We start from the raw sequence: 12634 nt of genomic DNA, 5'->3' as shown, positions 1-12634 counted from the left end.
ATAAGAAAGACATTCTAATCAGATAATTTTGGATGCAAACAAACTCAAGGACTCCGGTTTTTTAAAGGCTGGTTGTGCTAATTCAGATGTTCAAGCAAAACTGGAAGAACCCAAATCAGGGGGTACATCTTGCCACCGGCCTTGTCCGACAGCTTGAATTGCTTCTTTTAGCAAGATATCGCCGGTATAAATTGCTCTACCGACGATCGCACTTTTGACACCAATTGGTTCCAAAGCCAACAAACTGAGTAAATCTGCGATCGAACTAACGCCGCCCGAAGCAATCACTGGAATCGAAATAGCGTTAGCAATTTCGCGCAAAGATTCCAAGTTCGGCCCTTCCATAGTACCATCGCGGTGAATATCGGTGTAAATAATTTCTGCTGCCCCCAATTCGGCCATTTTTTGCGCCAATTCTGTTGCTAAAACTTCGGAAGTTTCTAACCAACCTCTAGTAGCAACTTTACCGTTTCTGGCATCGATTCCCACCAGAATTTGACCAGGAAATTCGGCGCACAATTCACCGACTAATTCCGGTTGTTCGACAGCAATAGTTCCGAGAATGGCGCGCTTGACTCCTAAATTGAGGATAGCAGCAACAGAAGCGCGATCGCGCATTCCGCCACCTAGTTGACAGGGAACGTCTACGGCGCGGACAATGGCCTCAATGGCTGCTTGATTGACGGGATGACCCGCTTTTGCCCCGTCGAGGTCTACCAAATGCAGCATTGTCGCGCCTTGATTTACCCACTGTCTGGCGACTTCTACCGGATTGTCGTTAAAAGTTTGAGACTTAGCGTAGTCTCCCTGATATAATCTCACGCATTTTCCGTCCAATAGATCGATCGCTGGAATTATATTCATGATTTGGGAATTGGTAATTGTTGACTGTTAACTGTTGACTGTTAACTGTTAACTGTTAACTGTTGACTGTTAAGAGGGCGGGCACGCACCATCCACCGCCCCTACCGACTGATGACTAATGACTAATGACTACTGACTAATGACTAATGACTACTGACTAATGACTACTGACTTCTACATTCGCAACCGCTGTTTAAGTGAAACATAACCGCTGACGATAGAGTTGACCACAAAGGAGTATCAACATCCGCTTTTCGCAAAGCTTCAGCAGTCCAGTCATTGCAAGTTTTCAAAATCGAGTAACTGCTTTTTGCTTCATAAAAACTGTCACTATTATCGTAGCCGTAGCTAATTTTTTTCGGGTGAGCTTCTGCGTCTAATAGGAATGATTTTTCAATATAATTTACCATCCTTAGATAATTTTCTCCACTAAGTTTAACACATTTAGTTTCTTGATTTTGGGGAAAAGCCCGATAACCTTCAACGTGCATCGTAGACGGAGTTGGGAAAAATAGCGCGTTGAAAGCTATAACTGGGTTAATGGTTCCTGACGTGGGAGTTTCCAGCATAAAAGCTCTATCTCCCCAACCAAAAGATAAATATTTGTACTCATGATCGGCATCCCGCCCTATTTTTGTTAACGGTAAATATTGAGACCAGTTAAAGTATTGATTTTTAACGGGGACGATTATTTCAGTGTGGATACCTTGCTTAGCAACTTGTACAGTAACTGTGCAAGTTGTTTGCGATGATTCTCCCCACTTTCTGGGCATCAAGTAGCCGATTGCCGCAAGTACAGAAACTAGGCAGAAATTAAGAATACAAATGCGAAAAATTAACTTTTTATTCAACATTATAACTCTTTCCCCGGTTCGTAATGAGGACTTTAGTCCTTAATAATCGTAAGAATAAGGACGGAAGTCCTTACTACTCACCCAACTTGAGAAGGACTGAAGTCCTTACTACTAACCAACTTTAAAAGAACTGAAGTCCTTACTACGAACTATTTTAGCAAACTTTAAACTTGCGGGCGCTGCATCTTTGTCGGAAATAATTTTTGCAGGGTTCCATTGCGCTGTTCGGGGGGTTCCTTGGCCCAACTGGACAAGCTTTCGTAGAAAAAGAATGAAACACCTCCAAAGTTTCTTTTTCGGACTTCTTGCACTTGTTCTTGAATTTGTTGCAGCGGAATTGAATTATTTTTCAAGCCTGTTAAAATGCCGATCGCAGTTGGAATGTGTCCTTTGGCTAATTTAACTTCTTCCCGTTCCAATTCTACGTTAAAACGCTTGAGATCGCTGCGATAAACCTGGACTATAAGTTCTTCGATGTAACCGCGTCTTTCCCAGCTAAACCAGTCCTGCAAGTGGGCTGGTAAAGCAAAGTGCAGAGGGTTCGGAGATAAACTGATAATACATTTTTGTTTACGGGATTTGATAGCGCGGGAAATTCGCCCCATGAAGTCGTTGATTTTGTCGGCGCGCCAGCGCACCCAGAAGGTTTCGCGGGCATCGTTGGAGGGAGGGCTTTTGATTTGTTCCTGATACATTAACACTGTTTGCGGCTCGTAGCCAAATTCTACTGGCAAACCGAAATGATCGTCAAATTGAATGCCATCTAGATCGTAATTATCGACAATTTCTAGGATTAAATCTAAGATAAATTTCTGGACTTCGGCATGAAAAGGATTCAGCCAAACTCGATCGTGGGTGCCTTCTTTCCAAATAGTTGAACCGTCGCGCCTGCGCGCCAGCCAGTCGGGGTGAAGTCGGGCTAATTCCGATTCGGCGGGAGCCATGAAACCAAACTCAAACCACGGGATTACTGCAATACCTTTTTTGTGGGATTGTGCTATAATCTCTTTGAGAATGTCTCGGTCTTTTAATCCTGGTGATGGATCGATCGCCTCTCCGAATACTCGTTTGGCGACAGCGCTGGGATAAAGCGTGTAGCCTCCTTGCCAAACTGTAGGATAAATGGTATTAAAGTTGAGTTTTTCCAGTCTGTTTACAGCGTCAATGATGTTATTGCGCGAGAAAATAACGTCGCTGTCAATATTAGTCAGCCAAATGCCGCGCAATTCGGTTGTTGGGGTTTTGGGCGGGGTTTGAGCCTCCATTCGGGGGGAGAAAATGGCGGAGGAGGTAAGGGCGATCGCAAAAACAACTATTAAAGCCAGTATCCGCTGCCATTTGTACAGTTTAATCATCAATTTTTCGCAAACACCACAATCTAACATCATACTGTAGGGTGAGCACGCGAGCACCTTAATTTATTCAATTCCCGTCGGGTTTTGTTTGTACAGGATAGGTTTCAACCGCCGAATTTTGCTGCAATTCCCCCTAAGAATAACCAGGCAATTTCATCACTTGGCGGTAGTGCGCTTCAATCTCGCCCACCATTGGCGATTGACGCTGGCTACTCCACTCGCTGCGATCGAATAATTCCCGCCTCAAATCATCAACATCAATCGTTGTCACCTTACCTTCAGCAACAATTTGTTTGCCGTTTACCCAAACACTGTTTACCGCATTTGTCGGACGACCCAAAATTAGCAAACCAATCGGGTCGGTGCGCGGCAACAATGATAAACTGGTTAAATCGTACAGCACAAAATCGGCTTTTTTCCCAACTGTCAGCGAACCGATTTCTTCGGCGACATTCAAGCCTTTCGCTCCGCCCTGCGATGCCATTGCTACAGACTGGCGCGGTGTAATCCAGTGGCGGTAATCCAAATCCGTGATATTGTGTAGAATCGAACCCATTTTAATTGCTTCTAGCAAATCTTGAGAATCGTTGCTAGCAGCGCCATCGCAGCCGAAAGATACATTGACTCCCGCTTGGCGGTATTTCAAAATCGGTGCGATACCACTTCCCAACCGCAGGTTGCTGAGGGGATTGTGTACAACAGTCGATTCAGTTTCTGCTAGAATTGCGATGTCGGAATCTTCCAGCCAGACGCAGTGGGCTAAGGAAGTACGAGGAGTTAAAAAACCGATTTTTTGCAGGTGTTCGACGGCGCTGCAACCGTATTTTTCCTGAGCTAGTTGTTTTTGGGCTGAGGTTTCTAGTAGGTGGGCGTGCAGGCAAAGATTGTAGCGATCGCCCAAATCGACGCAGCCTTCAAACAAAGCATCCGAACACAGTTGAATTCCCGTCGGTGCCAACAACATATTAACACCTATTTCGGGCTTATGAAACTGTTTAATGGCTGATTCCATTAATTCCAAAGTTGCCTTTGTCGAGCGAATGTAAGCCCTGTGTTCGATAGTGCTATCACCCGCAGGCATTCCCGCTGTCAGGGATTCATCTTGAATTAATGGCCCGATAAACGCGCGGATGCCAATTTCTTGATAAGCACGAACTGCGGCGGCGATTGTCTCTAATTCTTGCCCCGGAATTAAAACTAAATGATCGACTACGCTGGTGCCGCCAGATAGCAATGTTTCTACTGCCGTACCGAGGGCGCTCAAGTAAACTTGTTCGGGATCTAAAGGTGTAAAATCGTACAGTTCGGCAATCCACAATTCCAGCGGCAAAGGGGGAATGATGCCGCGCTGCCACATTTCGGAAGAGTGCGTGTGGGCGTTGACAAAACCGGGTAGCAGCAGCTTATTAGTGCCGTCGATTACTGTTCCCACAGCCTCTAAATTTTGGGCGATCGCACTTATGCAATTATCCGCCACCTGCACGTCTGCGGTTTCATAACCACCCTCAACGGGAATTAAAACATTTTGAATTGTAAAGCTCACAGATTGACCCCTTCTGGTGAATTCACATCTATTACTATTGTAATGTTTAATGTCATTTAATCTTCTAGTCAGTGCCTGCTAACCTTAAGTAAGTCAATCGACTTAAACGTAAAATATGAATCCTGATTCTCTCCGTACCTTGGGCGTGCCGCCGAATGCTTGGAAAGTTGATGAAAAAATTGCCGACATCACCCGATCGCCGATCGCGCCTCAACCTGTTACCCTAGAAACAGAAACGAAAACCCTGCGTTTGGATTTAGCAAAAGCAGCAATGTTGGTGATAGATATGCAAAATGATTTTTGTCACCCCGACGGTTGGCTAGCACATATTGGCGTGGATATAACCCCCGCCCAAACTCCAATTAATCCTTTAAAAAAATTGCTGCCCAAATTGCGATCGCACGCAATGCCAATTATTTGGATTAACTGGGGAAACCGCCCCGATTTACTGAATATTAGTGCAGCTTCCCGCCACGTTTACAATCCCACCGGCGACGGCGTAGGCTTGGGAGATCCCCTGCCAAAAAACGGCGCATCTGTGTTGATGGCGGGGAGTTGGGCGGCGCAGGTTGTCGATGAATTAGAACAAAAACCAGAGGATATTTGCATTGACAAATATCGGATGAGCGCCTTTTGGGATACTCCTTTAGATAGTATATTGCGAAACCTCGGCAAAACTACACTTTTCTTCGGAGGAGTAAACGCCGATCAGTGCGTCATGGCTACACTGCAAGATGCTAATTTCCTCGGTTACGACTGTATTTTAGTCAAAGATTGTACAGCTACCACATCTCCAGAGTATTGCTGGCAAGCTACTCTTTATAATGTTAAACAATGTTTTGGTTTTTTGTCGGATTCTCAGGCTATGTTAGAAGCAATTAAATAACAGTCAGTAGTCAGTAGTCAGTAGTCAGTAGTCAGTAGTCATTAGTCATTAGTCATTAGTCATTAGTTAGTAGTCATTGGGCATTGGGCATTGGGCATTGGGCGGAGCGAAGCGGAGGGATTGGGCGGAGCGAAGCGGAGGGATTGGCCAAACAGGGCATTGGGCATTGGCCAAACAGGGCATTGGGCATTGGGCATTGAGAATCGGAGCAAAAAGCATTGGGCCTCTATAGCATTGTTATTTGTCTGATATTATTTGTGAGTGGCCACCAATAACAAATAACCAATAACTAATAACAACAACCAACAACCAACAACCAATAACCAACAACCAACAACCAATAACCAATAACCAATAACCAACAACCAATAACCAACAACCAACAACCAATAACCAATAACCAATAACCAACAACCAATAACCAATAACCAATAACTAATAACCAATAACTAACAACCAATAACTACTGACTTCATCCATAACTAACAATAAAAAAAATGACAAACCAGTGCATGATTCCGGTGATGAAATCTCCGAAAGATTACCAAGCATTTCGCATCAGTCCGGGCGATACTAATAGATTAGCTATCGTCTTCGATCCGGTAATAGCTAATGTTTCCTTAACTGTTTGCATCGAAATCTTCGATGCGGGTGGCAAAACTCCTCCTAACCGCCATCAATTTGCAGTAGAAATGTTTTTTGTACTCAAAGGAACAGGGGAAGCAACCTGCGACGGCAAAACAGTTAGTATTAAACCGGGTGATAGTTTGTTAGTGCCTCCAACCGGTACTCATGTAATTAAAAATACGGGCAATGAACGTTTGTACACTTTGTGCATTATGGTGCCGAATGAGGATTTTGTGGAACTAATTCGCAGCGGTACGCCAGTGGAACTCGATGAGGAAGATATGAGGGTTCTCGGGCGATCGGATGTACTGGTGGCGTGCTAAGTTTCTAGTGAGGATTACCGTCAGCAAACAGAAAAAATGACTGGCGCGGCTCCGGGTGCAGCGCGGGCGATCGGTGCTAAAATTAAGACGCTGACAGTAAGTTGCGGCGGAAGTTTTCCTTGTCGAATTGTACTGCGGCGCAACGAAGGCAAAAAATCCGGTTTCTTTGAAAAATTGTCGCTAATAGCGAAATATTTTGGTACAGAAACCGAGTTTTTGACCCCGCATTTGTAAGTTTTGTACCAGTCGCACTTAAAACCAATCTAATTATGAGCGTTATCTTTCACATCACCCGCAGCCAAGAGTGGGAACAAGCCAAACAAGTGCAATTCTATCGCGGGGATACGCTAGATACTGAAGGATTTATCCACTGTTCGACTTTGCCGCAAGTTGTGAAATCTGCTAATAAATTTTTTGGTGGACAAACAGGATTGTTGCTGCTGTGGATTGATTCGGAGAAAGTGGAATCTGAAGTTAAGTATGAATTTGCCGCTGGTGAAGATTACCCCCACATTTACGGGCCGCTGAATGTTGATGCTGTGTTGCAATTTTTTGAGTTGGAAGCGGGTGCAGATGGTAAGTTTCAATTGCCGGCGGAATTAACAGCCAGCCTTAAATAAACTTATTGCATTGTTTTTTGATTGATAATTCAACTGCAGATGTCAAGCAGGTGCAACACAGATGCAACGCAGATTAATGTAGGCGCATTTACTGATTGTCGCTGGGGCTAGTTTCTAGATATTTGGGATGTGAATTACAGATGGTTGGTAAACTGGCTTCTAGCAAGATTGTTGTTGCGATATTTCCCAAATATTAATCAACTTCAATCAAGTCGGCGGCCAGTTTCAGCGCCTCTTCGCGAGTCGCAATTATCCCTTCTACCCGCGCTAATTGAATCTCCATTAATAATTGACCGATGAGCGGACTTCTGGGAATTTTCAAAGATTCCATTAATTCATTGCCGCTAACTAATTGGGTGGGATGAGCGATAATGTCATCGGCATTGAGGTAGCGATTAATTAGCAGGGAAATATCATCAACTGCGACTCCCGCGGCTAGGGCTAAAACTGCTAAAACTGGAAATACTATTCCTACATCCCGAAACAAAAAATATTGTTTTCGCAGGGACATTTCTGCAATCGGTTTTGCTTGCAGTTTGGGCAAGTATTTCAAAAGCCCGATCGCACTTTTAATCTCTGCATTGCTGTACTTCAACCGCAGCAACTCTGTTTCAGCGATTGTCGGGTCGGAATTTGCTAAAATAGCTAACTTCCCAACTGCCAACAACGGCGTTTTAATTGTATCTCGAATCGATCGCCCAAATTCTCTCCCCAAGTCTGGATAAATTGCTGCCAAATCAGCAGCACAGGAGTCGATTTTTGTCAAGATATCGAAACGGTCGATCGCACTTGCAAACCAAATCGAAAACAAACCATCTTCGCAACCGCGACAAATCCAAGGAATACCGTTATGATTGCTCAACAAATAACCTAATTCCGTCCGCACCCGTTCCACCGCCACCCGACTCAACAGCGGCGCTAATTCTCGAATCGCCTCCAAAGTTTCCGGCTCGATCGCAAAACCCAACTGCGCCGCTTGGCGGTAAGCTCTTAATAACCTCAGCGGATCGTCTTCCAAATTCGATCGCGAAATCATCCGCAGCAAACCCAACCGCAAATCAGTTTGACCGTCCAAAGGATCGATGATTTCTCCGGTAAAAGGATTGCAGGCGATCGCATTTATCCGAAAATCCCGGCGCAACAAATCCCCCTCCAGACTCCCCCCCAAAGCCTCCGCAAAATCCGCCGTACCGCCCGCAAACACCACCCGCGCAATCTGTCGTTCCGCATCCAACAAGACAAATCCGCCTTTGGTGCGATCGGCAATGTTTCGAGCAGTCTTCACCGCCCGTGTTAGCATAACGAAATCCAAATCAAAATAGTGCGATCGGCGTCCCAGCAGCGCATCCCGCACCGCACCGCCCACCAGATAAACAGGCGGTGTCAGCAGTTCCAAATCGAACGGCCAAGTCTCAGGAGATAGCGCAGTTGGCAAATTAATCGGCATCGCAACAAAAATCTACTTTCCTTACAAACCATTAAACTCTTGCTAAGCTAGATTAACAGAAAGCTCAGAATTCACCAATTTTTTTGAAATGCACAGAGGATATCAAGAATGTGTATTTGTATTAACTGCCACTATGTAGACCGCTGCTTCACCTACCACGCCGTAGAAGAACAGCACGAACAGATTCACCTCACCGAAACACCAGATTTTGACCCCGTAGAACCCACCATCAACGTCAACATCCGCCCCCGCCAAGACGAAATAGAAATGGAATGGGATGTAGTCGGCTGTGAAAGTTTTAAGCAAGAGACCGGCAAATGGGCCTCATTGCGGCCGGGCGAACTCGTACCGACTTAAGTTAGTTGGCAGTTGGCAATTGGCAATTGGCAGTTGGCAGTTGGCAGTTGTTAGTTGGCAGTTGTTAGTTGTTAGTTGTTAGTTGGTAGGGGGGGTGGATGGTGCGTGCGGGCCCTCTTAGTTGTTAGTTGTTAACAATTCACCAGTAACAACTAACCAATAACCAATAACCAATAACCAATAACAACTAACCAATAACAACTAACCAATAACCAATAACCAATAACCAATAACAACTAACCAATAACAACTAACCAATAACCAATAACAACTAACCAATAACAACTAACCAATAACCAATAACCAATAACAAACAACAGTAAACAATTAAAAATCTAAAATATAAAATATAAAATCCAATGTCCTATTGCTTAAACCCAACTTGTCAGAATCCGCAAAATTCAGGGGATGCAGAATTGTGCCAAAGTTGCGGATCGAAATTGTTGTTAACTAACGAAAACTCGGCATCAGCATCTCGCTACCGTACCATAAAGGCGATCGGACAAGGAGGCTTTGGTAGAACTTTCCTAGCAGTTGATGAAACAAAACCCCTGATTTTTTCGCAGTGCGTAATCAAGCAATTTTTGCCGCAAAACACCGCAGCCGAAAAAGCCGCCCAACTATTTCAGCAAGAAGCATCCCAGCTAGAAATTTTGGGAAAACATCCCCAGATTCCAGAATTAATCGCCCATTTTGAACAAGACGGGAGACAGTATTTAGTACAAGAATTTATAGACGGCAAAAACCTAGCCAGAGAATTAGAACAAAAAGAAGCATTCACCGAAACTCAAATTCGGAAACTCCTCAACGATTTATTACCCGTGCTCCACTTCGTCCACAAATCCAAAGTCATTCACCGGGATATTAAACCAGAAAATATCATTCGCCGCCGCCTATCTCCAACTCCCTTACCAGCCTTAGAAAGTTCCTATCAACCCTCTCCTTTCCAAAAAGATATCGTTTTAGTAGACTTTGGTGCAGCTAAGAAAGTGACAACAACCGGCTTGCCACAAACAGGTACAATTATCGGCAGCGCTGCTTATATAGCCCCAGAACAATTGATGGGAAAAGCAGTTTTTGCTAGCGACATCTATAGTTTGGGCGTTACTTGCATTCACTTGCTGACTCACATTCCTCCCTTCGACTTGTTCGACAGCGCCGAGGATTCTTGGGCTTGGCGAAATTATTTGAAGACTGCTGTTAGCGACGATTTCGGCCGCATCCTCGACACCATGCTCCAAAGTGCCACCAACCGGCGCTACAATTCAGCATCAGCGGTCATCCGGCACTTAAACCCCAAGCCGGTGTATTTAGAGGGACAGCCTGTGCTGGATGCGCCGAAAACGTCCGCAGAACGGGTGGTGACACCTGCGCCCGGTGTGTCGCTTTTCACTCGCCAACAGCAAGCCGAAATTCAGCAAGCTTTGCAAGATGCGATCGCCCCGTACAATGTTACAATCCAAGTCAGTCAAGCCAAACAAAAACTAAATGTCGTCATCAACCGAAGCGAAGACAACCCCATTTACTACCCGCACCTATCCCAAATAATTGCCACCCGGTTAACCGATTTGCAGTTAAATCAAATCACAGCCATTAAGCTATTGGGAAGAGTCCACAATTCTCGCATCCCAGAGTGGAAGGAAGTATTGCAAATCGATGATCCCAAAATTAAACTAACAAACAAAAGCGTGCGACTGCACCAGAATCAATTAATCAACAAAATCGCCCCTGTTGCTACCCAAGAATTTTGGCTACCGAAGTTAAAAAATACGGATTTTTGGATCGATTCGCTAATGTTTGCTTTGGTTTGGTTTATCTTTGGCTCTCAAATAGTCATTTTTAATTCAATATTTGCACTAATAGTTGCATCTGGTTTTATGACGGTCAAGCATCAAGTTTCTCAAAACAAAGAATTTGCCAATAAAAATTTATTTGCCAGTTTAGTCTTACTATTTCTGATAACTGGTGGTATGGGTAATTCAAGAATATTAAATACGGGAATATTTGGCGTTATTTTGGGTTGTTTGGTTGTCGCTTTGCCCTTGTTTTTTGTAAAGGAAAATTATCATTAATCGTGAATAGCAATCCCCAAGACAGAATATCAGTTAAAAAATACGGCCTAGCCCTGCACACGGCAACTCCCGAATTAGGTTTAGCAATTAGCAATTTTTCCGGCGACTCTCGCTGCCAAACTTGGAATTTGGGCCGCAGTTTAGCAACGGATTTGCACCAGCATTTAATCGAGTTTATCCAGCCACAAACTTGGGCGGATTTGGCTTTTATTGCAGTGGCGAAGGGGCCCGGAGGTTTCACCGGCACTCGCATGGGTATGGTGACGGCGCGGACTTTGGCTCAACAATTGGATATTCCGGTTTTTGCGATTTCAACTTTGGCGGCTGTGGCTTGGTTGGAACCCCCCCAACCCCCCCTTGCTAAGGGGGGGCTTTTGAGTGAGGAATTACCCCTTGATAAGGGGGAGGTTTTGGATATCGCGCTGCAAATGCCTGCAGGGCGCGGGGAATTGTTTGGGGCGGTTTATGCAGCTAACAGTAATTCTGGTGTAACTGAGTTGTTTACAGATACGGTAATGACGGCGGAATCTTGGCAGAAAAAGTTGGAAAGTTGGGAAAATTCCTATCGATTGATTGAAGTTGGCAGCGAATTGGGTGCGTCGGTTTCTGGTGTGTTGGAATTGGCTTATTTGCAGTGGAAACAAGGAAGCCGCCCTGAGTGGTGGGATGCTTTGCCTTATTACGGGCAACATCCCGTGAAGGGGCAATAGACTTGAATTGCAAAATTAGAAAAACATCTTAAAAGTATCTGCGTTTATCTGCGTTTATCTGCCTGAAATCTGCGGTTTTTGTATCATATCGTTTCCGCTTACATCGGAAACGATAGGAGGACGAAAAACCCTACAATTGTAATTTATGGTATCACAACCGGGCCGGCTAGCGGTTCTTGACTTAACTCTTTTTCCCCAATAGACTCTAACAATTTATTCCAGTTACTTCTCAATTTTTCATCGCTTGGAGAAGCTAACAGCAAATTGCCCAAACGAGTCAATGAATCGTACCAAATATCAGGTGTGGCTGCATTAATCAGACGGTCTGTTTCAGCAGTTGTGGCTACCCTTTTCAGTCCTCCGTTCGCTGTCAAATCGGCTAGATTGTTTGTATTGTTTTTGCAGTATATTCTTAAATACCAACGATAAGATTGCTCTGTTTGTAAACCATAGTTTGGAGATGTAGGTAAACTAATATTCACAATGCCAGGAGTTTTAGGTGGCTGGAAAGAAGTTTTGTAAATTAAGGTTTTTTCGTCTTGAGTGAGTAGGACAAATTCTCCTTTTTTTATATCTTCGGCAGCATAGGGAATGTAAAACCAAAAGGTAGGATGGGCAGAAGTTGTGAATACGGGATTTTGGCGGGGTACTAGCAGGGCCAGTATTTTATTTGTGCTTTTGCATGATTTCGATGGGTCGAGACCGCCACCAGGTCTAGTATTAGAATCGGGTGGTGTGTTAGTTGTCGATATTTTTGATCCGGCCCCTGGTTTAGTGTTTTTGTCGGGCTCCTTGACAGGTGTTTTTACCTTGGGTTTGCTGTTGGGTTTGGCGTTTTGCCCGATCGCACTTGAATGATTTTCCAGCAAACCATTGTCTGCTAAAATAGCCAGATTAGCAGAATTTGACATCGCTGATGTAGCATCGATCGCCAAAATGAAACCCAACACTAACTGCAATTGCATTTTATACATAA

Annotated in this window: 13 protein-coding genes; 7 read left to right on the top strand and 6 right to left on the bottom strand. The window is 44.5% G+C overall.

Annotation, left to right across the window (positions count from 1 at the left end; genetic code table 11):
* Window positions 1-90: 90 nt before the first annotated feature.
* From hisA to QUA97_RS18040, 4 genes are all read right to left on the bottom strand, one after another.
* Window positions 91-864 (bottom strand): 1-(5-phosphoribosyl)-5-[(5-phosphoribosylamino)methylideneamino]imidazole-4-carboxamide isomerase, encoded by a 774-nt coding sequence (gene hisA / locus QUA97_RS18055; RefSeq protein ID WP_194069494.1) that lies wholly within the window; start codon window positions 862-864, stop codon window positions 91-93.
* Window positions 865-1028: 164 nt separating this feature from the next.
* Window positions 1029-1718 carry a TIGR02117 family protein gene (locus QUA97_RS18050; protein WP_333195442.1) on the bottom strand — a complete coding sequence of 230 codons (690 nt, stop codon included), beginning with the start codon at window positions 1716-1718 and terminating at the stop codon, window positions 1029-1031.
* Between the two features lie 164 nt (window positions 1719-1882).
* Window positions 1883-3073, bottom strand: coding sequence for a glycoside hydrolase family 10 protein (locus QUA97_RS18045; RefSeq protein WP_333195441.1), 1191 nt, complete (start codon window positions 3071-3073; stop codon window positions 1883-1885).
* Between the two features lie 133 nt (window positions 3074-3206).
* Window positions 3207-4616, bottom strand: coding sequence for an amidohydrolase (locus tag QUA97_RS18040; protein WP_194069500.1), 1410 nt, complete (start codon window positions 4614-4616; stop codon window positions 3207-3209).
* Window positions 4617-4731: 115 nt separating this feature from the next.
* On the opposite strand from QUA97_RS18040, the gene QUA97_RS18035 reads away from it, so the two are divergent.
* From QUA97_RS18035 to QUA97_RS18020, 4 genes are all read left to right on the top strand, one after another.
* Window positions 4732-5502, top strand: coding sequence for a cysteine hydrolase family protein (locus QUA97_RS18035; RefSeq protein ID WP_194069501.1), 771 nt, complete (start codon window positions 4732-4734; stop codon window positions 5500-5502).
* Between the two features lie 512 nt (window positions 5503-6014).
* On the top strand, window positions 6015-6452 hold the full coding sequence (locus tag QUA97_RS18030) for a cupin domain-containing protein (RefSeq protein ID WP_442922539.1): 438 nt from the start codon (window positions 6015-6017) through the stop codon (window positions 6450-6452).
* Window positions 6453-6488: 36 nt separating this feature from the next.
* The gene (locus QUA97_RS18025) at window positions 6489-6686 is read left to right on the top strand and encodes a hypothetical protein (RefSeq protein WP_194069507.1); all 198 of its coding nucleotides are present in this window, start codon (window positions 6489-6491) and stop codon (window positions 6684-6686) included.
* Between the two features lie 35 nt (window positions 6687-6721).
* Entirely contained in the window at window positions 6722-7072 is a 351-nt protein-coding gene (locus QUA97_RS18020) for a DUF952 domain-containing protein (RefSeq protein ID WP_194069509.1), read from the top strand.
* A 193-nt stretch (window positions 7073-7265) separates the two neighbouring features.
* Here QUA97_RS18020 and QUA97_RS18015 read toward each other — a convergent pair whose 3' ends face one another.
* Window positions 7266-8519, bottom strand: a complete 1254-nt coding sequence (locus QUA97_RS18015; protein ID WP_333195440.1) for a CCA tRNA nucleotidyltransferase — start codon at window positions 8517-8519, stop codon at window positions 7266-7268.
* Window positions 8520-8627: 108 nt separating this feature from the next.
* Here QUA97_RS18015 and QUA97_RS18010 point away from each other — a divergent pair, with 108 nt between their 5' ends.
* The 3 genes from QUA97_RS18010 to tsaB all read left to right on the top strand — a co-directional run bounded on the left by QUA97_RS18010 (window position 8628) and on the right by tsaB (window position 11658).
* A complete protein-coding gene (locus tag QUA97_RS18010; RefSeq protein WP_194069513.1) occupies window positions 8628-8876 on the top strand; it encodes a Ycf34 family protein in 249 nt (82 codons plus the stop codon).
* Window positions 8877-9235: 359 nt separating this feature from the next.
* Complete coding sequence (locus QUA97_RS18005) at window positions 9236-10948, top strand: serine/threonine-protein kinase (RefSeq protein ID WP_333195438.1); 1713 nt, start codon at window positions 9236-9238, stop codon at window positions 10946-10948.
* A gap of 2 nt (window positions 10949-10950) precedes the next feature.
* Window positions 10951-11658, top strand: a complete 708-nt coding sequence (gene tsaB, locus QUA97_RS18000) for a tRNA (adenosine(37)-N6)-threonylcarbamoyltransferase complex dimerization subunit type 1 TsaB (RefSeq protein ID WP_194069517.1) — start codon at window positions 10951-10953, stop codon at window positions 11656-11658.
* A gap of 143 nt (window positions 11659-11801) precedes the next feature.
* Here the strand turns inward: tsaB and QUA97_RS17995 are convergent, their stop codons facing one another.
* Window positions 11802-12632, bottom strand: a complete 831-nt coding sequence (locus QUA97_RS17995) for a DUF928 domain-containing protein (protein WP_333195436.1) — start codon at window positions 12630-12632, stop codon at window positions 11802-11804.
* Window positions 12633-12634 lie beyond the last annotated feature (2 nt).

Source organism: Microcoleus sp. CZ3-B2, from assembly GCF_036705055.1.
Taxonomy (GTDB): domain Bacteria; phylum Cyanobacteriota; class Cyanobacteriia; order Cyanobacteriales; family Microcoleaceae; genus Microcoleus.
This window is presented reverse-complemented; position numbering and strand designations above follow the sequence as displayed.